This is a genomic window from Ktedonobacter sp. SOSP1-85, assembly GCF_016587415.1.
Classification (GTDB): domain Bacteria; phylum Chloroflexota; class Ktedonobacteria; order Ktedonobacterales; family Ktedonobacteraceae; genus Ktedonobacter.
On record NZ_BNJI01000001.1, the window covers coordinates 3,407,904 to 3,430,429 of the forward strand.

Annotated in this window: 16 protein-coding genes and 4 tRNA genes; 12 read left to right on the forward strand and 8 right to left on the reverse strand. The window is 55.1% G+C overall.

The genetic code is table 11. From position 1 onward, the window contains the following. Nucleotides 1-528 precede the first annotated feature (528 nt). Nucleotides 529-1,440, forward strand: a complete 912-nt coding sequence (locus tag KTE_RS14210) for a hypothetical protein (protein ID WP_201381915.1) — start codon at nucleotides 529-531, stop codon at nucleotides 1,438-1,440. 111 nt (nucleotides 1,441-1,551) lie between these two features. Here the strand turns inward: KTE_RS14210 and ftsH are convergent, their stop codons facing one another. After that, nucleotides 1,552-3,558: an ATP-dependent zinc metalloprotease FtsH gene (gene ftsH, locus KTE_RS14215; RefSeq protein ID WP_201381917.1), complete on the reverse strand. Its 2,007-nt coding sequence runs from the start codon at nucleotides 3,556-3,558 to the stop codon at nucleotides 1,552-1,554. Nucleotides 3,559-4,065: 507 nt separating this feature from the next. Between ftsH and KTE_RS14220 the strand changes: the two genes are divergently transcribed. The 3 genes from KTE_RS14220 to KTE_RS14230 all read left to right on the forward strand — a co-directional run bounded on the left by KTE_RS14220 (nucleotide 4,066) and on the right by KTE_RS14230 (nucleotide 4,406). Beyond that, nucleotides 4,066-4,141 (forward strand) — tRNA-Met (locus KTE_RS14220). A gap of 24 nt (nucleotides 4,142-4,165) precedes the next feature. Further along, nucleotides 4,166-4,241 (forward strand) — tRNA-Met (locus KTE_RS14225). 92 nt (nucleotides 4,242-4,333) lie between these two features. Next, nucleotides 4,334-4,406 (forward strand) — tRNA-Met (locus tag KTE_RS14230). 98 nt (nucleotides 4,407-4,504) lie between these two features. On the opposite strand, the gene KTE_RS14235 is transcribed toward KTE_RS14230, so the two are convergent. From KTE_RS14235 to KTE_RS14245, 3 genes are all read right to left on the reverse strand, one after another. After that, a complete protein-coding gene (locus tag KTE_RS14235) occupies nucleotides 4,505-4,867 on the reverse strand; it encodes a DUF4352 domain-containing protein (protein WP_201381918.1) in 363 nt (120 codons plus the stop codon). 175 nt (nucleotides 4,868-5,042) lie between these two features. Continuing rightward, entirely contained in the window at nucleotides 5,043-5,477 is a 435-nt protein-coding gene (locus KTE_RS14240; RefSeq protein WP_201381919.1) for a hypothetical protein, read from the reverse strand. 211 nt (nucleotides 5,478-5,688) lie between these two features. Next, nucleotides 5,689-5,761: transfer RNA gene (locus tag KTE_RS14245), tRNA-Ile, on the reverse strand. Between the two features lie 290 nt (nucleotides 5,762-6,051). On the opposite strand from KTE_RS14245, the gene KTE_RS14250 reads away from it, so the two are divergent. Next, nucleotides 6,052-6,663: a TMEM175 family protein gene (locus KTE_RS14250; protein WP_201381920.1), complete on the forward strand. Its 612-nt coding sequence runs from the start codon at nucleotides 6,052-6,054 to the stop codon at nucleotides 6,661-6,663. 35 nt (nucleotides 6,664-6,698) lie between these two features. Next, the gene (locus KTE_RS14255; protein ID WP_201378659.1) at nucleotides 6,699-8,099 is read left to right on the forward strand and encodes an IS4 family transposase; all 1,401 of its coding nucleotides are present in this window, start codon (nucleotides 6,699-6,701) and stop codon (nucleotides 8,097-8,099) included. 164 nt (nucleotides 8,100-8,263) lie between these two features. Here the strand turns inward: KTE_RS14255 and KTE_RS14260 are convergent, their stop codons facing one another. Next, nucleotides 8,264-8,479, reverse strand: a complete 216-nt coding sequence (locus tag KTE_RS14260; RefSeq protein ID WP_201381921.1) for a heavy-metal-associated domain-containing protein — start codon at nucleotides 8,477-8,479, stop codon at nucleotides 8,264-8,266. Between the two features lie 38 nt (nucleotides 8,480-8,517). Continuing rightward, complete coding sequence (locus tag KTE_RS14265) at nucleotides 8,518-8,784, reverse strand: metal-sensitive transcriptional regulator (protein ID WP_201370059.1); 267 nt, start codon at nucleotides 8,782-8,784, stop codon at nucleotides 8,518-8,520. A gap of 637 nt (nucleotides 8,785-9,421) precedes the next feature. Here KTE_RS14265 and KTE_RS14270 point away from each other — a divergent pair. From KTE_RS14270 to KTE_RS14295, 6 genes are all read left to right on the forward strand, one after another. Beyond that, nucleotides 9,422-11,836: a cation-translocating P-type ATPase gene (locus tag KTE_RS14270; protein ID WP_236600395.1), complete on the forward strand. Its 2,415-nt coding sequence runs from the start codon at nucleotides 9,422-9,424 to the stop codon at nucleotides 11,834-11,836. 194 nt (nucleotides 11,837-12,030) lie between these two features. Beyond that, nucleotides 12,031-15,177: an AAA family ATPase gene (locus tag KTE_RS14275; RefSeq protein ID WP_201381922.1), complete on the forward strand. Its 3,147-nt coding sequence runs from the start codon at nucleotides 12,031-12,033 to the stop codon at nucleotides 15,175-15,177. Nucleotides 15,178-15,409: 232 nt separating this feature from the next. Further along, entirely contained in the window at nucleotides 15,410-16,684 is a 1,275-nt protein-coding gene (locus tag KTE_RS14280; protein WP_201381923.1) for a DNA double-strand break repair nuclease NurA, read from the forward strand. Nucleotides 16,685-16,875: 191 nt separating this feature from the next. Beyond that, entirely contained in the window at nucleotides 16,876-17,526 is a 651-nt protein-coding gene (locus tag KTE_RS14285; RefSeq protein WP_201381924.1) for a CpXC domain-containing protein, read from the forward strand. A gap of 95 nt (nucleotides 17,527-17,621) precedes the next feature. Then, on the forward strand, nucleotides 17,622-18,107 hold the full coding sequence (mog, locus tag KTE_RS14290; RefSeq protein ID WP_201381926.1) for a molybdopterin adenylyltransferase: 486 nt from the start codon (nucleotides 17,622-17,624) through the stop codon (nucleotides 18,105-18,107). Between the two features lie 77 nt (nucleotides 18,108-18,184). Continuing rightward, on the forward strand, nucleotides 18,185-19,108 hold the full coding sequence (locus KTE_RS14295; protein ID WP_201381928.1) for a WD40 repeat domain-containing protein: 924 nt from the start codon (nucleotides 18,185-18,187) through the stop codon (nucleotides 19,106-19,108). Between the two features lie 220 nt (nucleotides 19,109-19,328). Here KTE_RS14295 and KTE_RS14300 read toward each other — a convergent pair whose 3' ends face one another. Continuing rightward, nucleotides 19,329-20,609 carry a pitrilysin family protein gene (locus KTE_RS14300; RefSeq protein WP_201381930.1) on the reverse strand — a complete coding sequence of 427 codons (1,281 nt, stop codon included), beginning with the start codon at nucleotides 20,607-20,609 and terminating at the stop codon, nucleotides 19,329-19,331. A 322-nt stretch (nucleotides 20,610-20,931) separates the two neighbouring features. After that, on the reverse strand, nucleotides 20,932-22,278 hold the full coding sequence (locus KTE_RS14305) for a hypothetical protein (RefSeq protein WP_201381932.1): 1,347 nt from the start codon (nucleotides 22,276-22,278) through the stop codon (nucleotides 20,932-20,934). Nucleotides 22,279-22,526 lie beyond the last annotated feature (248 nt).

The following is a 22,526-nucleotide window of genomic DNA, read 5'->3' on the forward strand; positions in this document are numbered from 1 at the left end:
CGACATTTTTGATTGCCTGAACAATGTCTTGTCAGACGATTGGAGCGTAATGAGGTCTATTTAGATAGAGCGACATTTGCTTCAACTGTTTTATACTTTGTCTTCCTTTGTCGTCTATATGCTAAATGTTACAATTGTAAATTTGTAGTTTTACAAAGTATAAATTTTATGGTCATAAAGTGCCTTACACTGCATTCTTTATTTCTACTTGACGTGTATCATACATGCTTGATGCACGCCGTGCATGATTCTGGAGAGAAGCGTGCCTGTTGCAGTGTCGCAAACGGTGGTTAAGGAGAGCTGAAGATATCGCTAGTGCTGAGCCTGGTAAAAAAACATCGGGTTCGTCATCTAGTCATCCAGGCTTTCGTCTAAGAAGGTCACTGAGAACGCGTCTCCCTGAATGACTCTCGTCGCCATAAAGATTTGGCAATACGAGTCATTGCCGACGCCAGTCATGGTTGGACTGGCGAACTGAAAAGTAGAAATTAGCCTACCTGAACCATTTTTCAAGGAAGGGGATAAAGAATGCAGATGCTTACACGTTCTGGGAAAAACTATCGTCTTCTGTGCTGTTACGCAGAAGAGGACCGGCTGATCCAGACCCGGCTTGAAACGTATCTCCTCGATGGCCTCTCGCGCGAGCAGGTGCCCGCTACCTGGCAGGGCTTAAATCTGAGCCCTGGTCGCTACGAGGCGGTTGAGGCCGCGGTCCAGATCACAGAGGCTGACATCATTCTCTTGCTGGTAAGCGAGCACTTCAAGACGCTGAGCCTTGGCAATCCCCGTGAAATACAGCGTATTCTAGAGCGGGAGCAGCGCGGTGATGTCTCTGTCTATCCAATAGTAGTGCGCAAAACGTCCTGGGTGACAACAAGTTTCGGCAATCTCTGTCCCCTGCCCTCTCAGGGAGGCGTGCTCCTCAGGCCCGAGAGCGGCAAGTTCGATTCCGCTGTGCTCGCAACTATCCTCGACGAGTTGCGAGCCGTGATGACGCATCCTCGTGAGGGCGAGACAGACCCCGAACAACCCGTCCCCCATTTCCTGTTTGAAAATGAACGCGCTCAACGCGCACCTTCTGGCTGGGCTACGCCAACCCTTACCAGCGAGCAACTACGCACAACCGATCCCTCGCTCCCCGTAGTGTCTCTTCCACGTGATTCCCTGGTTGAAGAGCGCGTAAGAGGCGATACGCAAGCATCTGCATCGCCAGGTGAGGCAAAACAATTTTTCCAGGAGACGCTTCAGTTAGACCAGTTAAGCAGGGTGGATGAAAGCAAACATGCAATTGAGCAACGCGATGCGCGTTCGCTCTCAGAGAATATTACGCGTATCATTCGCAGCCACATATCCCAGAAGAAGGCCACCGTTGTCGTGATCGTCGTTGTGACGATGGCACTCCTGGCGCTGATGAGTGTGTACGCTTTTCCAATCTCATAGGCGCGCAATGAATCCTAGAATGCCTGGCACCTGTGAAAGATTGAGACAAGAAAAGCGGGCAGGCTGGAGAATACACATCCTCCAGCCTGCCCGCTTTCGCTCTTTGGGGTGTTAGGCCGTAACCTCCGCGCGGTATGACTCGGGAGCGGCATTAATTGAGCCGGTCTCGACCATAATCTCGCGCAGTTGTTTGGCGTCAATTGTCTCATAGAGGCGGAGTGATTTGGCGATGCGGTCAAGCGCCTCTTTGTTCTCACGCAGCAGTGTGACGGCCTGGTTATGTGCCCAGTTCACGATCCGCGTAACCTCCTCGTCGATGATGGTGGCTGTACGCTCGCTATACTCGCGAGAGTTACTCGCCAGGGCCGTGCCCGAGAAGGGATCTTCGCGCTCGCTGTAAGAGATCTGGCCCAGGCGCTCGCTCATGCCCCAGCGTGTGATCATCTGGCGCGCGATAGCTGTCACCCGTTGCAGATCGTTCTCCGCGCCTGTGGTGATGCGACCAATTGCGACCTCTTCGGCTGCGCGTCCACCCAGCGCGGTTACTAACTGTGCCTCCAGGATATCCTTCGAGTAGTTATAGCGGTCGTCAAGCGGCGTATACTGGGTAACGCCCAGGGCCTGGCCGCGAGGCACAATCGTTACCTTCGTGACGGGATCGACGCCCTCGGTCAGAATACCCGTGAGCGCGTGCCCACCCTCGTGGTAGGCAACCACGTTCAGATCGGATTCACTCAAGATCAGCGGGCGTTCAGCGCCGAGCAGGATCTTGTCGAGGGCCTCCTCAAAGCAGCGCTGAGTCACGGCATCCAGGTTGCGGCGAGCCGCCAGCAGAGCCGCCTCGTTCACCAGGTTCGCCAGGTCGGCACCCACCATGCCAGGTGTGGCGCGTGCGATGGTAATCATGTCCACATCGGAAGCCAGGGGAACGTCACGTGAGTGTATCTTCAGGATCGCCAGGCGACCATTCCAGTCGGGGCGGTCAACCGTCACGCGGCGGTCGAAGCGTCCAGGGCGCAGGAGCGCTTTATCCAGGCCATCAGGGCGGTTGGTCGCCGCGATCACGACCACGGCCTGGTGAGTATCAAAGCCATCCATCTCGACCAGCAACTGGTTCAGGGTCTGCTCACGCTCGTCGTTGCTGTTGATGCTAGAGCCACGCTGGCGACCAACGGCGTCGATTTCGTCGATAAAGATGATGCTTGGGGACGCCTTCTTGGCCTGTTCAAACAGGTCGCGTACGCGACTGGCACCAACACCCACCAGTACCTCGACGAACTCGGAACCACTCATCGAGAAGAAGGGGACGCTGGCCTCACCGGCGACCGCACGCGCCAGCAGGGTCTTACCAGTTCCTGGAGGGCCTACCAGCAGGACGCCGCGAGGAATCTTACCACCCAGGCGCTGGAATTTCTGAGGTGTGCGCAGGAACTCGACCACCTCAACCAGGTCATTCTTGGCCTCATCTACGCCCGCGACATCCCCAAAGGTAGTGCTGGGGCGATCCTCCAGCACCATCTTCGCCCGGCTCTTGCCGAAGCTAAAGATATTCTGCTGGCTCTGATTGGCCCGGCGCAGGATGAAGAAGAAGACGACAATCAAACCAATCCAGGGACCGACGTTGAGCAGGAAGGTCCAGAAGAGGTTATTATCGCTATTGGGCTTCGACGAGAACGTGACATTATGTTGTATCAGCAGTTGTGTCAGTTGCGGGTCTCCATTGGGGAGCTGGGTAAAGTGAAATTCCTGGCCGGTCTTGCTCTGCCCATTGGCATCAACAATCGTGATCGCGTTTTTGAATTTGCCAAAGGCGTCCTGTCCCTGGAAGATTACAGAACTAACGTTATCATTCTGTACCTGCTGGTAGAACTTACTGTAGGGGACCTCAATCGCATTGGCGCTGGCGCCGCCGGAACCGGAGACGAAGAACTGGAAGAAATACCAGACTCCCAGCAAGAGGACAACGAGCAAAACGACGCGAATCAAGAGCGAGGAACCGCCATCGCGGGGGCCTCCTGGAGTATTCCCATTACTACCGTTATCCGGCTGAGGGTTGCCAGGAGTGCGTTGATCATTTGAGTTATTGTTCTGGTACATATATATAGCCTGAGCGTCCATATGTTCAGACCTGCTTTCTTTGTCTGACGACATGTCTTTGATAGGATGAAGCCGGATGCTTCCTACGTCTTCAAAAGAAGACGCCTGAAAGAGTAATTGTATGTAAAACGATACGTGGCAAAATTTCGTATCGTGTGTGCAAGAAAGTAACCTCTTACTTTGTGATACGTCGTGAGTAAGGAAAGGTTACACCGCAGAGTTTGGCAGTCCTGCCCCCTGCCATCTCTAAGCCATCTCTAAGAATTACCTGCCTCTCGAAAACCTGAGCGCGGAGCGCTAGCCACGAGAGTGGCGCTGGTTTTCGTCTAAGAATCGTCTTAAGAATATAGAGCAATCTGGTGATGTGCATATTGTATTCCCTAAGAGCTTGCCTGTCCATAACATTTTGGGCTATAATAGTCCAGTGCAATTGAGTTCCTTATCGGCAAGCATCATGATGGCCTACACAAACAAGAAAATCTAGATACTTGACAGGAAACAAAGATTGTAGTATTATGTAAACACCGACGCGGGGTGGAGCAGTGGTTAGCTCGTTGGGCTCATAACCCAAAGGTCGGAGGTTCGAGTCCTCCCCCCGCTACCAGGTCGCAAGACCTTAATAAATTGACGCGGGATAGAGCAGTGGTTAGCTCGTCGGGCTCATAACCCGGAGGTCGCAGGTTCAAATCCTGCTCCCGCTACCAAAGAAAGTTCACTGCACACGTGCAGTGAACTTTCGTAAATCGTCCAATACGCCCGCTTGACAGCATATGGTAATATGATGGACGAAACATATGGCGGCTTAGCTCAGGTGGTAGAGCAAGGGACTCATAAGCCCTGTGTCACTGGTTCGAGTCCAGTAGCCGCTACTCAGTTGCCCTCGGCTAGCTCTTAGAGCAGGTCGAGGGCGTTTTTAATTTTTTGGCAATTCTACTACATCAGCGGGGGTGCACCAGGGATATCTTCATCATGCCCCAGTAGCTATCCTAAAGAGCATAGGGGACATGACTCCAGTGGTGAGAAGTGCGTCTTTCCCTTCTGTTCCATCCTTGTCCTTCAACTTGAAGTTAAGCAGACTACTGATATCCTGCTCCTTATTGCTGATATTTTTGACCGTGACATTGATGATCAGGAACGCGTTTCCGGCGTCGGGTTTAGTATAGTCATCTCCATCTGAAGTTTTTGCACTGTTAACGACCACCTCCCATGTATCACCCACTTTGACGGTTTCGCCAGCTTTAAAGTGTTTGACTTGCTGTGAGGTTTGTGAGGTAGTGCTGCTGGAGGTTGAGGTGCCGGTGTTATCGGAACTGCCACCACAGGCCAACAATGCACCCAGGATAACGAAGAGACCGGCGAGGAATACGAGTGTCTTTTGCTATCTAGCGTTTCCATTTCACAAGAGATTGACCATTCCATGGGGATAACATTATGTATCAAAGCGAAATGTCGTTTTTCAACTTTTGTGGATAAATATGTGGATAAGTTGTGGATAAGTTTTTTAACTAATCTATTGGGAATGGCGTATTCTCGCGCTTCACGCGCGATTTTCGCCACGCATACTCACCCCATGCCAACGCATATGCCAGCGTCAGCCCTACCAGGTCTGTTGCCAGGTCGCGCCAGTCGTCCCGGGCCAGCCACCTGTGCTTAAAAAGGAGTTGTGCTGCTTCCTGGATTACTCCTACAAGAAGCAAGCAGAAATAGAAGAATGGCTTTTTGCGCAGTTTAGGGAATACATATATTGTGCCTAGCCCTAACAAAAGAAAGAGGCTTATGTGTCCTATCACGTGCTCAGTGTCGTTAGCAAAGATCGTAAAGAGCACATGCCCAAAGGTGGCCCATTTCAAACCCAGCCATTCTTCGGGAAAGATGATCCAGGCGACCAGGAGTAATAACGGCCATAGACGTGTCAACCTCTGGATATGTTCTCTCTGCATTTCTCACCTTTCTCTATCTTAAGATCTTATTCCGAAACCCAACGTCACTCTCATGACTAGCGCTTCGCGCTCAGGATTTCGGATAAGAAGTAAGTAAATTTAGCATCTTTTGATAGAGCTTACACATTTATTTCAGGTGCATCAAGGACGCGCGAACACTTCACGCGGCACTTGAGACAATGAAGGTGTGGGAAATGATAGATGAGCGAAGTAGTGGCAATGGGATTCGAACCCATAACCCCCGTCTTATAAGGACGATGCTCTCACCATTGAGCTATGCCACCAGGAAGCGCAGAAACTGAATATATCGCTATGTTATATTCAGCCGCAAAGCTAATAGTATGTATTTTTTCGATGTGTTGAGTGAAATGGTGCTTTGTTACTGCTTTTATTAATTGACAAATTAACATTACTTTTGCGCTTTGTCAAGGTTATTTTCGAATTTTATTGGTTAAAGGAAATACAAAAATCTCTAATGGGTGGAAGGGGATAAAAAAGTAGAGAGTAGCCGCGTACGCCTGTAGCGGCTATACTGTGCTATATGGGGCGATGAATAAAGAGAGGTTGTATCTTCATGGATGAGAAGAAGGAAACATCGAGGGTCGAAGCCTTTAGCGATGGCGTGTTTGCTATCGCTATTACATTGCTAATTTTGGATGTAACGTCTGCGTTTAGTGACGCATCAAAGCTTGAGCTCTTTGGCTTGCTTCAGCAGCAATGGACGGTGCTGCTGGCCTTTTTGCTGAGTTTCGCTACCATCGGTATTATGTGGCTAAATCACCATAGACTATTTACGCTGATCGTGCGTGCCGATCATACCTTGCTGGTGCTCAATATCCTCTTGCTGCTGGCCGCGACCGTGGTACCCTTCCCCACGGCTTTACTGGGCCGATATGGCGCGGATATGGTGAATGGCGTGGATGTGAAGAATAATGGAGCCAACTTTTGGCTGGCGACGATTTTGTATAATGGTGTATTTCTCTTTGTGGCGGTTGTCTATAACTTCCTCTGGCGTTATGCGACGCATAAGCGACGCTTGCTGAGCAGGGATGTGGATATGGAGGCAGTCAGGCGTATTAATCGACAATATCTGTTGGGGCCGCTCTTTTATGCCATTGCCTTCGCTCTGACTTTCTTGAGTCCCTGGCTTAGCCCTGACACTTACACACAAGTTTTGGCGTGCTGAAAAGAAAAGCGTGAAAAAGCCAAGGAGGAAGGCTCATGGAACAAGAACCTTTGCAGCATGCCGACGAATGGGCCGCCCAGACCTTCGGAGCAGCAGAATTGGGGGATCCACGACGCACAGATCGTTTGCTCAAGGTCTCCAGCGCGTTGGCAACAACCCCATCGGGTTCCTTGCCTCATGCGTTGCAGACCTGGGGCGAAACGCAGGGGGCCTATCGCCTGCTGAATCTGGACGCCATCACCTATCAGGATATCCTGGCTCCCCACTGGAGCCAGGTCTACGGCGAGGCAACCCAACACTTTTGCACCCTGCTGCTGGCAGACACGACCGAGTTTGACTTTTCGACCCATCATGCACTCAAAGGACGAGGGCCGATGGGCAACAGCAAAAAAGATATTGGCTTCAGTTTACACACCGTGCTTGCAATGAATCCGCACAACCAGCAGATCTTAGGATGTATGACGCTCTCACCCTTCATTCGTCAGCTTGCTCCCGTTGGGGAAACCAAGGCGGAGCGCAAAAAGAGAGAGCGAGAATCCCACGTCTGGGAAGAGAGCGTGCGGCAGATCGGGCGAGTGCCTGAGCATCATCAATGGGTCTATGTAAGCGATAGCGGCAGCGATGTCTACACGTTTTGGCAGACGTGTGAGGATCTAGAGTATGATTTTGTGTTGCGAGTGGCCCAGGATCGTAACGTGGAGATTTCCCAAGGGGATGCGCAAGCAAGGCTCGACGAAGGGCATCTCAAGGCCCTGGCTCGTGCCCTCCCTGGCGTAGATGCCCATCTGGTGCACATTCCTGCCCAGCATGCTCAGCCCAAGCGAGAAGCACTCTTACAGATGAATTTTCAAAAGGTGCGAGTCCAGCCACCTGTGAACGGAGCCTGTTTGCGCAAAACGGAGATTGTCGCCTGGGTCGTCCGGGTTTGGGAACCGTCCCCACCCGAAGGGCAAGAACCGTTAGAATGGATCGTGTTGACCACGCTGCCGATCACTTGCCCAAGCGAGGCATGGGAGGTGGTGCAATGGTATGGCTGGCGTTGGCTACTGGAGGACTTCCACAAGGCACTCAAAACTGGCTGTCGGATGGAGCAGCACAATCTGCAAAGCATGCAGGCCCAATGGAACCTGTTAGCCATCCTCACTCCCATTGCCTTGCGCCTGTTGCTGATACGACAAGCGGCACAGCAAGCCACCGAGATCCCTGCGGGGAATGTGGTTTCTCAAGAGGCTATCCAGGCCGTGATCTTGTTGGATCACCGTCACCGCAACATTGTGACGGCCGAGCACTTGTGGCGCGCGATTGCCCGTCTGGGAGGTTACCTCGACCGGAAGAGTGATGGACCACCAGGATGGCAGACCTTATGGAAAGGATGGATGCGGGTCATGGACGTCTTGGAGGGCGTTCATCTCGCCGCTCGTCTCCATCCTTCATGATTTGTGTGTAAGTGTCAGGGCTTAGCCTGGCGGTGAATATCTTACTAGCGATCTTCTTTCTACTGCCAGGGATCGCCCTTTCGACAAGCCAGAAGCCAGAATAAACGATAGTGGAGGGTGTGGTCAGCCCATGACCTGACCACACCCTCCACTATCGTTTATTCTTATTGTACGCTGGCGACGGTGTAGCCTGCATCGTCGAGGGAGGCCTCGATCTTCTCCATGGAGACCTGCTCAGGCTGGTAGCCAAAGGAGACGGTTTTCGTGGGGAGGCTGACGTTGACGTCTTCGACGCCATCCAGTCCGGTGAGGGCCTTGTTGATGGCATTGACGCAATGCTCGCAGCTCATGTCTGGCACAGAAAGCGTAATTTCCTTCATGCTGTTCTCCTCTATCTTTAATGCGGAATAAGATGGATTTATTTATTGCCGGCGACGTTGTAGAGTTGGAGCAGCTCATCAATAACCGCCTCTTCACGTCCCTCCTTGATGCCCTCCACAACGCATGATTCCAGGTGTCCGCTGAGAATTAATTGCTCAAGCTTCTCAATGGCCTTGCGGACAGCATGTGTCTGACGCAGCACATCGACACAGTATTTGTCTTCTTCGACCATCTTGCGAATACCCGCGACATGACCTTCAATGTAATTGAGTCGCTTCAGGACATCTTGCTTTTCGGCTTTCATTCCTCTTCTCCTGCTTCTTCATCTCAGCAACACGACTGGTCACCTTAGCCGCCGGCCTGCTTGATCTGTTTTGCCTATACCCCATACCGGGGGGACGGGGTATATTATAGCATGTGTTGTCGATGTCTACAAGTTAGGTCGGTAAAATTTTTGGTAGGGACCAGCTTCAGCGCGTCCGAATGCCATTTATGGCAGTGCGGCGCTAGCCTTTTATTGCCGGTGAAAAGCGACCTTATACATGACATGACACATGGATGCACTTCAGGCTCCGCCCACAGGCGATTAATCGCCTTCGGACGCGCTGAAGCTGGTCCCTACCGAGTGGGGAGCGTCTCCTCCAGTTTGTATTGAATGCGTGAAAACATGAATTGTACCCTCCGGGTGAGGGTTGACTTCTCTCCTTTTGTGGGGTATAGTGTCTGCTATACCCCTACCGGGGGGGTACGGATAGTAATCTATACCCTGACAGTAATTCGTATGCTATATGTAGGGGCGGAGCTTGCTCAGCCTCCGAGCGCAGTGATCTCTCCGCGCCGGGATATCGGCCTAGGGGCCTCGGAGTCCATGCAAGCATGGACCCTATGATATTATAAATTTGATGTGATTTGATTCGTTTGTCAGAACGAGGTTCGTTCTTATGAATATGAAAATGCAGACGCCGCCTGAGAACCCCTCTCAGGCGACATATATACCCGAGCAGCTCTCCTTCGCGGTGGAGGGAATGACCTGTACCTCTTGCGCGATACGTATAGAGAAGGGCTTGAAGAAGTTGCCAGGGGTGCATACGGCCAATGTGAATCTGGCGTCTGAGCAGGCAACGGTGGTCTATGATCCCACGCAGGCGCAGCCGGAGCAGATGGTGCAAAAGGTAGATGCCCTGGGCTATAAGGCCATTCCTCGCGCCGATGTGGTGGTTCGTCCAGCAGACGAGGAGGAGCAAGAGGAGGAGGGCGAGGCCCTCGATCCCCTGCAGCTCATTGTCCAGCGCCAGGAGGAGCAGAGCGCGCGCCACCGCGCCGAGCTTGAGCGCAAACGCAGCCTGCTCATTGTGGGCGTTATCCTGAGCGCTATTGTGGTCTTCTTCAACATGTTCTTTATGGGTGCTAGCATGCCCGGCATGGGCAATATGAATACCATGCTGCTGGCGTTTACCGCGCCAGTCTGGGGCCTGGTTGGCTGGGAGTTCCACCGCAACGCGCTGAAGAATCTACGCCATCTGAGCGCCACGATGGATACCCTGATCTCCTTTGGCTCGACGGCAGCCTTTGCTCTCAGTATCGCAATCACCTTTAATCCCTCGCTGGGAACTATGACCTTTTACGATACGACCGCGTTGATCATTACTCTGATCTACCTGGGTAAATATCTGGAGGCACGTGCGCGCCTACGCACAAATGATGCTCTGAAGAAGCTGATTGGCTTACAGGCTCACGTGGCCCACGTTGTGCGCAAGGGCCAGGAGATGGATATTCCCGTGGCGCGGGTCCGCGTGGGCGATATCCTGCGCGTGCGCCCTGGTGAGAAGATCCCCGTGGATGGCGAGGTTTTGGGGGGCCAATCCTCTGTCGATGAGTCGATGCTGACCGGCGAGAGCCTGCCTGTCGAGAAGGCTGAGGGCGACACGGTCATTGGCGCAACCCTTAACCAGCAGGGTCTGTTGCAGGTCCGGGCGACCAGGGTGGGCGCCGATACCATGCTGGCCCAGATCGTACGTATGGTAGAGCAGGCCCAGGGGTCAAAGGCACCGATCCAGCGCCTGGCCGATACTGTCTCGGGTATCTTTGTTCCAGCGGTGCTCGTAGTTGGCCTGCTCACCTTCGTTGGCTGGTTGATCTATGGCAACCTCTTCTCTCTGCCCCCCATGATGATGCCGATGTATATGGGCGGCCACCTGATGAACATGCTCATGCATATGGACCCTACAGTCAACGCCCTGGTAACGGCGATCACGGTCATCGTGGTGGCTTGCCCCTGTGCGCTGGGTCTGGCGACCCCGACGGCGATTATGGTTGGAACGGGCAAGGGTGCCGAGCAGGGTATTCTCATCCGAGGCGGTGAGAGCCTGGAGCGCATTCAGGCCATCGGGGCCGTCATGCTCGACAAGACTGGTACCGTTACGCGAGGCAAGCCTGAATTGACGGATGTATTAGTTTTGGATGAGACTCTGGACGAGGAGACGCTGCTACGGCTGGTCGCGCAGTCCGAGCAAGGGTCAGAGCATCAACTGGCGGCGGCCATCGTCGAGGGCGCGAAGGCGCGAGGTCTCGCCCTGGTACACTATCCCACGCGCTTCGTCGCGCTTCCAGGACGGGGCGTCGAGGCCCTGGTTGAGGGGCGTGAGTTGCTAATTGGGAATCGGCGCCTTATTCAGGAGCGTGGAATCGCCTTTGACGCGCTACTGTCACAACTTGAATCTCTGGAGCAGGCGGGCAAGACAGCAATGCTGATCAGTGTGGATGGCAATCTGGCGGGTCTGGTCGCCGTCGCGGATACGGTCAAGGAGAGTTCGGCTGCGGCCATTTCAGACCTGAAGCAGCGCGGCCTGGCGGTCTGGATGATTACTGGTGATAACGAACGCACGGCCCGGGCCATTGCCGAGCAGGTGGGCATCGATGCCGAGCATGTACTGGCCGATGTTCTGCCCGAGGAGAAGGCCAGGCAGGTCAAGAGCCTGCAAGACCTGGGCATGGTCGTGGCCTTTGTGGGTGATGGCATTAATGACGCGCCTGCACTGGTGCAGGCCGATGCCGGCATCGCCATGGGGACCGGAACCGATATCGCTATGGAGGCGGCGGATATTACTCTCGTGAAGGGCAATCTACAAAGCGTGGTGAGCGCGCTGGAGCTTTCGCGGGCCACAATGCGTACAATTAAGCAGAACCTCTTCTGGGCCTTCGCCTACAATGTGCTCTTGATTCCTACGGCCATTCTCTCGCCGCTGATCCCCTTCCTACAGACCCAGGCCCCTATCTTTGCCGCCGGAGCAATGGCGCTCTCTTCTGTCACAGTAGTGACAAACTCTCTGCGCTTGCGCGGCTTCCGTGTTAAATAATGGGTAGGGTTTCACCTTACCCGGGCGAGCGCCGCAGGCGCTCGCCCCGTAGACATAAGATGTACCACTAGATTATGTTATAATCTGGCGGTACATTTGTATTTCTTTTCCGCTTTTGCCCCGCTGAGCAAGAAAAGCAAATTGGGAGAGTTTGATCGTCTGTGCCGTTTGTTGGGAAGGCTGGCTGACCTGCAATGCTCATTACGCGTATTGAGTTAGAGAATATCAAGAGCTACCGTCATTTTAGCGTAGATTTTCGCCGTGGGACGACGGCCATTAGTGGCGAAAACGGGGCCGGCAAGACCACTCTGGTTGAGGCTATTGGTTTCGCCCTTTTTGATTCCCTTCCCTACAGCCAGGCGCGTTTCGTGCGCGAGGGCGAGAAGTGGGGCCGGGTACTTGTCCATCTGCTGGGCGGAGATGAGCGTCCGTATGTCGTGGAGCGTCGCTGTGGCTCCGGCTCGCGCTGGCTGATTCACGATGAAGAGGCCAATATGCGCATCGAGCAGGGCGCCGATGTACTGGATAAACTACATGAGCTCTTCGGCATTGATCGCGAACGTCCGCTCGATTCGCTCTTCCGCGATGCCCTGGGCGTCCCCCAGGGAACCTTTACCTCCATCTTTCTTGAGGCAGCGAGTAAGCGCAAGCAGACCTTTGATGCGCTGCTCCAGATTGAAGATTACAAGGCCGCCGCCGAGTATCTGTTGGATTCGCAGAAAGATTACCGCGAACAGATGCAGCAGCGTCAGAGCCGCATCGATCAGCTTGAGTATGAGACGCGCGAGCTTGAGCAGTGGCGTGAGCAGTTGAAGCAGTCTCGCCAGGAGGACGCGCAGCAGAAGGTGCGTAATGCCGAGCTTACAACAACATTGGCACAACTGGAGAAGCGCGAGCAGGAGCTGAATGCGCAATATAACCAGCTCCAGGATCTACGCCGCTCTTCCGAGGCGCGTGCCAGCCAGTATGATTCTGCCCGTAGCATCCTGGCAAACTATCAGCAAGCTCTGGCCCAGGCCCAGGCCGCCGAACAGATCGCCCGCGAGACAGAGAAGGGTTATCAGCAGTATCTCCAGGCTGAGAGAGCGCTTGAGCAACTGCGCCAGCAGGAGCAGCAGCGCAATCGCTTGCTCAAGGAGCAGGCACGTCTGGGTAATAAACACGCTTCGATTGAGATGAAGGCGAAGGGGCTGCATGCGCGTTTGCAGGAGGTAGAGCAGGCATGCCTGCGTATCGAGGCGCTCCAGCCAGATGTACAGCGCCAGCAAGAGTTGGAGGAGCGACGCGATGAGCTACTTCAGAACGTCAAGCTCTATAAGTCCATCTGCGAAGAGGGGAAGAACCAGCGTGAACGCCTGGAGAGCACGAAGAAGACTGGCGGTGTGCTGGAGCAACGTATCGCGGCGATTGAACCATTGGTAGAGCTGGCGCAACGCCTGCCAGAGCTTGACCTGGCGCGCTCGCGCTTGCAAGTACAGAGCGTCGAGCGCAAGAACAAGTTCCAGCAACTAAATGAGAAGCGGCGCGCCTTGCATGAGCGACGCGATCAGCATGCGCCCCTGCTCACCAAACTCCAAAAGGCCGAGCGCAATGTCCAGCTTATCGACGAGAATCGTGCTGAAGCGGAAGAGATGCCTGCGCTTCAGGAGCGCTTGAACGAAATCAACGCCCGCCTTCATCGCCTGGATGGCAACATCGAGGCCTATAGTGATTCCCTCAAGCAGTCGGCGGGCGGACAGTGCCCCCTCTTGCGCGAACCCTGCCTCAATATCAAGAATCGGGGTATGGTCAGCCTGGAATCCTATTTCGAGAACCTGCTCGTCGAGGAGCGTGCACAGCGGCAGCAGGTCCTCACTGAGCGCAAGGACGTTGAGACTCGCATCGAGCAGATCAAAAAATATGCCGATGCTCTGGGCAAATATAGCCTCTATGTCGAGAAGCGCGATGATCTCAAGCGGCAGATGCAGCAGCTAGAGAGGGAAATGGAGCAGCTTGAGGAGGCATGTGCTGAACTAGAAGTCCAGCTTGAGATGCTCAAAGAGCATGATAGTCGGGTGCGTGAAAACGAAGAACAGTATAAAGAGAGTAAACTGGCAAGCGAGAAGGTCGCCACCCTGCCAGGGCTGCGCGATCAGCTCCAGCAAAACGAGCAGCTCATCACGCAGTACGAGGCCGATATCCAGACGATGCGCGAACGCGCCAACCAGTTGCGCGATAGTGAGCCGCGTCTACAGCAGGTCAACGAGCAATTGATTACCCTCAACGATCCACGCGCGCAACTGCGTGAGCAGCGAAACATCGTCGCCCAGGCTGCCCAGTTTCAGAAGGAAGTGGCCGAGGCGGAGCAGGAGCTTGCGGAACTAAACACCCAACTCGCCGCCCTGTATGAACAGCTCGCGGCCTACTATGAGCTTGATGAGAGCATCAAGGGACAGGAGGAGCTACGCCAGCGCTCCCAGGGTGCGCATCAGAACTACCTCAAGCACATCGAGCAGGCGCGAACCTTGCCTGAGCGCGAGCGTGTCTGCCGCCAGCAGGAGCAGGAGACCGAGCAGGCCCACCAGCATATGCGCGAGGCCGAGCAGGCATACATGCAGGCCCGAGCCACCTTCAATGAGCAGGAGCTTGACGAGGTGCGCCGACAACGACGCGACCTGCACGGCGAGATTAGCAGCCTTGCGGAGAAGATGCAGCAGATCCAACGTGCCATCAACGAGTCTGAGCAGCGTATCCAGAACGCTGAGCAGCAGTTGCACGAGCTGGAGGAGGTGCGTCAGGAGTACCGCGAGCTGGAAGACCTGCACACCATGATGGAATACTTCCGCAAGGTGATCAAGGAGGCCGCGCCCTACGTTCTCAAGGCCATGCTCAACGATATCTCGGCCGAGGCAAATCGTATCTTCGGCGAGATCATGGGTGACCGCAGCGCCCAGCTCTCCTGGCAGAACGATTACGAGGTGGTGCTACGCCGTCAGGGCGTTTCTCGTACCTTCGCACAGTTGAGCGGTGGCGAGCAGATGAGCGCCGCCCTTGCTGTGCGCCTGGCCCTGCTCAAGAAGCTCTCGACACTCAATCTCGCGTTCTTCGATGAGCCAACGCAGAACATGGACGAGCTACGCCGCATGAACCTTGCCGAGCAGATCCGCCGTGTCCGTGGCTTTGAGCAGCTGATCGTTATCAGCCACGACGATACATTTGAGCAGGGGCTGGATAGCCTGATTCGCCTGCGCAAGGCCAGCGGCGAGACCCAGCTCCAACAGGAGGGACTCTCTGAGTCATCCTTTAGCGACGAAGCGCTCTACCCCAATGGGTCCAATGAGCCTTCCATGGAGCATGTGTAGAGCGATATCCTCTGCTCCGGTAGGAACCCGGTTTACCGCGTCCAAATGCCATTCATGGCAATGTGGCGCAGCCGAAGCCTTCTGTGGGCAAATAAGTGACTTGTTGCGCAATATCATGCAATGGAACAATGTGGGCTGCGCCGACAGGTGATTCATCGCCTTTGGACGCGGTAAACCAGGTCCCTACCAAGAGGAGGGCATTTCCCACTTTAAACAAAAAAGGAGTTTGCTCATGCTGCACAAAGGCAAGCTGCTCGCTGCCCTGAACTTGAAGCGCGGTCAGTTCTCGCTCTATGACGGCAGCTTTGGCGACCAGCTCAAGTCTTATCGCCATGTGCTGGAGAACCTCTATCATCGCTATCCCTCCAGCGCTGCGCTGGAGCAGATTCTGCCGCCCGCCGAGCCGGGGATGCCCTCTGCTGGTGCTCGCCCAACCATCGAGTTTGACCACTGGCTGGCTGAGGCCGCTTTGCGTGAATATCGCGCGCCCCACTATCCCTTTGGTCAGGCCTTTGCCAATCATGAACAGGCCAATCAGTGGGCCGAGTGTATCGAGGGCGTCACCACGATTGCTGTGGATGGCAGCCAGTTGCTTCCCTGGCGCGATGCCTCGATTCCAGTCGCGCTGGTCCAGGTGGGCTTTTTTGTCAATCCGCACGGGCACAACCGTCCCTACACGAAGGATGTACGCCTTGAAGTGTTAGCCCCGGATGAGATCATGGAGGATGCGCGCAAAGAAGGGGATGACCCCGATAGCTATCCCTACTCCGATATGCAGGTGACGTTGCGCCGCTATCTGCTGGAGATTGAGACGCTTTGTAATCTGATGGAACAGCAGGCGCGTAACCGTCGCGTCGATGATCCTGCGCATAGCCCCGTGGTCTTCTTCGATGGCTCGCTGGTGGTCTCGTTCGCCTTGACCATGCTTCCGCAGTATCGCCAGAAATATGTTGATTCGGCGGTAATGCTCCTAAAGCTCTCCGAGGACTTGCGCGTTCCTTTGATTGGGTATATCGATACCAGCTATGCCCGCGATATGATTACCATGCTGCGCCGTGTGGATGGGGCCGACCGCCAACCTATTCTGCGGGATACCAAGAAGATCCACGACGCCCTGCTCTGGCAGGGACATATGAACTGGGGTGATCGCACGCCTGCCATGTTGTGTGCGCGTAACGATATCCTCGATAGCTATGGGCCCTATCGCGACCGCGTCGCCTTCTCGTACCTGCAAACCTCCTCTACGCGCCCGCCTGCTCGCCTGGAGTTCCCGCGTTGGATGCTTGATGACGGACTTGTAGAGCCAGTGATAGATGTAGTACGTGCCGAGATTATTATTGGCAAGGGCTATCCCTATGCGATTGAAACCGCCGACCAGGTCTCAGTCATTCGCTCGGTTGACCGTGATATCTTCTACAACCAGTTTCAAGATTTTATCCAGCATCAGGGCATGAAGTTCACCTACTCACAGAAGTCTATGAGCAAAGGACGCCGCCGCTATCCTTAATTCACCCCTCTTTGAGGGAAGGTTCTTCCTCGCTCATGTGTTATACTAAGTTACAATAGAGAAAAGATTCATAAACTAGCGTCAGGTGTGTGCTGTGGGTTGGCAGCCGAAGGCTGCCAACCCACAGCACACACCCACTATCTACAGCGAGCGCCGCAGGCGCGAGAAGTGAGAAACAGAACCTAACACATATGTCTCGTTCAACAACACACACTTTCACTTGCCCCTGTGGCGAAGTGTTTTCCAGCTCAATATACGAGTATGTCAACGTCGCTAAAGATGCCGGTCTCCGCTATACCGTGCTCGCGGGCCTGCTCAACGTCTCCGTCTGCCCCAATTGTGGACTGAAAGCGGCTATCTCGACGCCTTTCATATATTCAGACCCGGCTCACAATTTGTTGGCCTATGTCCATCCACGTGGCGATGCTCCTCAGGAGGCGCGGCTGCTCATCTTAGAGAATCTGCGCTCGGCCTATGAGAACGTCGAGGCGCTGCTCATGGCTCGTGATAGAGCCGATGGGACTGGCGATCATATCGCGACGCTCTCCCCTCGCCAGGCCCAGGACCTGCCCCCATTGCAGGTGGTCTTCGGCCTGGATCAGCTCTCAGAACTTATCAGTGGAGTACTCGCGCCGGAAGAGCGCCTGGGTAAGCTCGCACTGAGCACTCAGAGCCGGAACGATGCGGAGCGCGGCCAGTTTTACAGTATCGCGCGCAAGCTTGCCAGCGAGATGGACTGTAGCGTGGAGGTGGAGAGCCTCCCCGACGAATACGTTGTCTGGCTCTATGGCTCACGGCGTCAGATCGGTGCCCTTATGCGCGAACTCGCCCCTGGAGGGTAATCATAAAAACATAATTGATGGTGTGGATGACGAGGCAAAGCCTCGTCATCCACACCATCAATTATGTTTTTACAGGATAGAGTAGGATAAATACCATGATTACCATTGGTGTACTGACGATCAGCGATGGTGCCTCGCATGGGCAGCGGGAGGATCTGAGCGGGGCGCGAATCCGTTCCCTGGTGACGCAGCTCCCAGAGGCGCTTATTCAAGCGGGCGCAATCGTGCCAGATGAGCGTGACCAGATTTCAGCCCTGTTGCGCGAGTGGTCCGATGAGAAACGCCTGAACCTTATCTTGACGACCGGCGGGACTGGCCTGGCGCCACGCGACGTCACCCCCGAGGCCACACTTGATGTTATCGAGCGCGAGGCTCCCGGCATCGCTGAAGCCATGCGCTTCAACAGCCTGCAATATACGCCCATGGCGATGCTCTCCCGAGGCGTGGCAGGCGTGCGTGGCAACTCGCTCATCATCAACCTTCCAGGCAGCCCCAAGGCCGTCAAAGAATGCCTGGAATATATCCTGCCTGTCCTGCCCCATGCCATCAACCTGCTTGTAGAAGGCCCAAAGGAACATTAAAGGTTGTGGGTGGGCTACGGATTGGCAGCCTTCGGCTGCCAATCCGTAGCCCACCCACAATGATAAATGGAGGCCATATGCATACATTGCTCGATGCTCACAGCGATAATATCTTTGCTGTGGCCTGGTCTCCTACAGGTGAATTCCTGGCCTCCGCTGGCCGTGACAGCAAGGTGCATCTCTGGCATTTCACCTCGGGACGGCTCCAATATACCTATCATGAACCCTCGACCACCTGTTTCCTCTCCCTGGCCTGGTCGCCGGATGGGCGCTACCTCGCGGCTGGCTCGACCACTGGCCCGGTTTTTCTCTGGGATGTGGCGACAGGATCCGACAAACCCCAGCTAATCTATCGTGGACATCGGCGCTTTGCGCGCTGCCTGGCCTGGTCGCCAGATGGGCGTTACCTGGCCTCTGGTGGTGACTTTGGGGATAATACTGTGCAGGTCTGGTCAGCCACGTCGGGGAAGCTACTCACAACGTATACCGCTCAATATCGCATTTTCTCGCTTGGCTGGTCGCAAGATGGAGTCTATCTGGCCTCGGCCAGCTTTGATGGCAGTGTGCATGTCTGGTCGACACAGGATGGAGTGCCCGTGTTCATCTATCGCGGCCATAGTGGCCCAGTCTATGCGCTTGACTGGTCACCTGTTCATGGCTACCTGGCCTCGGCTGGGGAGGATGCGGAGGTGCATATCTGGAGCGTGCCAGGGATTGGCCATCAGCCTGCTCTGGCCCCGGCAATCATTGAGCCGCGTGTCTTGCCCATGCATACGCGTCCCATTAAAACGCTGGCTTGGTCGCCAGGCGGCGAGCGACTTGCTAGCGCGGGCGAGGACAAGCTGGTGAATGTCTATGAGCCGTTCGCGACCGAACCAGGAGCGACGCTGCATACCTTTACCGAGCATCGCGCCTGGATAAGAGCCCTGGCCTGGTCGCCCGACGGCACATGCCTGGCCTCGGCCAGCGCCTCTGATATTTACCTGACCCAATGCCTCTAATGACCCATCACGCGAGATGTTTCCCCGTCCGGTAGGGACCCGGTTTACCGCGTCCAAAGGCGATTCATCGCCTGTAGGCGCAGCCCACATCGTTCCCTTGGTACGATGTCGCGTGATGGGTCTGCTACCCGCAAAAAAAGGTTTTGGCTTGCGCCGCACTGCCATGAATGGCATTTGGACGCGGTAAACCGGATTCCTACCGAGAACAGGCATATCGCTTCTAATGCACCTCAGCCAATAATTCCTCTTCGTTCAGGGGACCAAGCGCGGTGAGCACCTGTTTCTCCTGCAAGGGGAAGCTGCGCAGGGCACGCATGACGTCCTCTGGCGTGACCTTCTCGATGCGCTCAATCTCCTCTTCGACGCTTAGCAGGCGGCCCTCGATGACCCAATCGCTGGCCAGGGCCCGCATACGGACGAAGGTGGACTCATTGCTGATGACGATGCTGCTGATCAGCTTATCCTTGGCGCGCCGTAGCTCGTCCTCGTGGACGCCGTCTGCCAGCAGGCTGTTTAGCTCATCGCGGAGCATCTTGAGCACGCGGGGGGCGCTATCAGGAGTTGTGTTGGACTCCATGATCATAATTCCGGTGCCCTCCATGGACCAGATGCCCGCGCTGGCCGACTCGGCCAGGCCGCGCTGATAGATGTTCCAGAAGAGGCGCGAGCCATCGCTATCGCCCAGGATGCTACCACCCAGCATGGCTGCGTAGTAGTCGGGGTGTTTGACGTCAACGGTGGGCATGGCCAGGATCATGATCTGCTGCTTCAGCTTGGGATCGACCACGATATTATTGATGGGTTGCGCTGGTTCATAGTGGGCCGCGTTACGACTGGCATCGCCTGTACGCCAGCCTGAGCAGTGCTTCTCGGCCATTTCGACCAGGTGATCCCAATCAAAATTCCCGGCGACGGTGAGGACCAGGTTATTGGCCGCGTAGCGCCGCTGCCAGTACTCGCGCATCTGCTCAATGTGCATCCCGCGAATGCTCTCGCGTGTGCCCAGGACATCGTGGCCAAGGGGATGCTCCCCGAAATACGTCTGCATCATGCGACGATAGGTCAGGTTATAGGGCTGATCCTCTGAGCGAGCGATCTCGTTGACGATGACCTCTTTCTCCATATTGAAATCGTTCTCGTCCAGGCGTGGATACATCATGTCGCTCAATAGCTCCATGGCGCGATCCAGGTACTCGCCGAGCACACGAGCGTAGTACACGGTCGCTTCGTGGGAGGTAAAGGCATTGATCTCCGCTCCAATCTTATTGAATTCCAGCGTGATCTCCTGCCAGTCCAGGTGTTGGGTTCCCTTGAAGACCATGTGCTCCAGGAAGTGCGAGACGCCCGCGACCTTTGGATCATACTCATCGCGTGAGCCGGTGCGGACATAATAGGCGATTGCCACCGATTCAAAGTCTGGCATGGGCTGGCCCACGATCTGTAGACCATTGCTCAGCCGGTGCGTATGAAACACAGCGCCATTATTCTGGCTCTCTGACATCGAATGCTCCTTTCACAATTCGGCTGCGCCACCCCCACTACGTGAAGCCTCGCCTCCGAAAGATGTACTGTTTGTGCCTTCTCTCTTCAACAGGCAAAAGGACATATTACTAGCATGATAGACCTGCTGTGTCCTGGTTGTCAAATGAGTTTTCACGCCTGCGGACGATTGCGTTCCCTGTAGGGTCCATGCTGGCATGGACTCCGAGCGAAGCGACTTCCCCAGCGGCAAGGTATCAGCCTGCGGGCCTTGGAGTCCATGCCAGCATGGACCCTACAATATGCGTGTAGCCCCCTTCTTCTCCGAGCATAGTGACAGACTCTTATGAGATGATACTGGGGCGACTAATTATTTCATCGGTGGCCTGGCGCGCCTCCAAGCTGACGAGGGGCAGGTCGGGCCAGATCTCGTGCGCTTTGGCGTTTCCAGCAAGCAGGATGTTGAAGCGCGTTAAGAGATAGGCGTCGGCGTTGCTCAGCTCGCTCTGGGTCGAGGTCCGGGAATAGTTGATATAAAACTGCGCCGCCGCCAGACAACCTCGTGCCCCCCTCTCGCCTGTCGCAAACTGCCAGTCCGCGTCCTGCTGCTTCTGGGTAATCTGTCGATAGCGAGCATTGCCAAAGATCGTTCCCATTGTGAGGGTACAGGCTGGGTTGTTAAAGCCACTATATCCCTGGGGGAGAAACGCGATCTGCCAGCTATCCTTGACCCTGCTAATACGGAGCAGGACCAGGGTCTGGTGATTGGCGCGCGATTGCCGGCTGGTATTGTCTCCCTGAAAGCTCCAATGCTCGCGTACTACAACGAAGGTGTTCCAGTAATGCTGACTTTCAGCTTGGTGGTTATTGCCTACCGGGACCGTGCAGAAGAGGCGGCAGTCTTGTTGTTGCAGTGTACAGCCTGGGCCGACGGTTGGTCCATCACAGGCGCCTGGCCGTTGCGTATCTGTATCCAGGAGAAAGCTCTGCGTTGCCTGGAGACGCTGGCGCGCGGTGAAGGTCTCTTGAGCATCATAGTCCAGCTTATATTGTTCGCCGGGCTGCACATACTCGCTGCTACCTTGTTTGTCCAGAAAGTCCTGGACCGCTTGCTTGAGGTTCGTCTGCTCACCTCCTGAAAGACTTGTCAGATTGACGGCACGGGGAAAACTAATGACGCTGGCTTTGTACTGAGCCGTGTTGGCGCTGTTGGTGAGGCATGCCTGCCCCCTGGCTGGAGGCGTGCTGCCTGCGCCCGGCACGGTAAGCTGGCAGGTAAGAGGGGCAAAGGGCTCGCCCTCCCATGTGAGCGTATGGATTCCACTGGCCAGGTGTATGGGTTGCTCATTGAGGACTGTCGGCAGGGGATTATATAGCTTGCCATCAACGCTGAGCTGCCCCCAGCCGGGCAAAAGTTGCACAAAATACAGGTTGCGCGCATTGGGGCCAGGAGTGCTGTTCCCTGAGAAACTCTCGCCGATAAGCACGCGTACGGGAGCCAGGCTTGCCAGAAGACCAAGCAGCGCCAGGACGATAAGTGCGCTTGTCCAGAAAAGGCGCTGCCGCTTCTGCTTGTATGTCAGGCGTGATCCAAGCCAGAGCCTGCGCACTTCGCCCTGTTTCTCCGCGCCTGGCAGATCGCTGACTTCTATTGTCTTATCATCAAATTCGTGCTCGGGTAACTGGTGCATACGCCTGGCTTCCTCGTGTCTCGTGTTGAAAGTAGTGTGCCTCTAGCAATGATAGCGCAGAAAAGCAATCCTGGCACATCTCTTCCAGGATAGTGTCCAGATGTATTGAGCTGTGTGGCGGCACGACGCTACTAAAGTACGCGTCTACATATCCAGGACGAGATGCCCCGTTCCTGGATATGTAGACGCGTACTTTAGTAGCGTCGGTCGATAGCCCTAAATCAACCTTTCTGTACACTCCTCTCTAA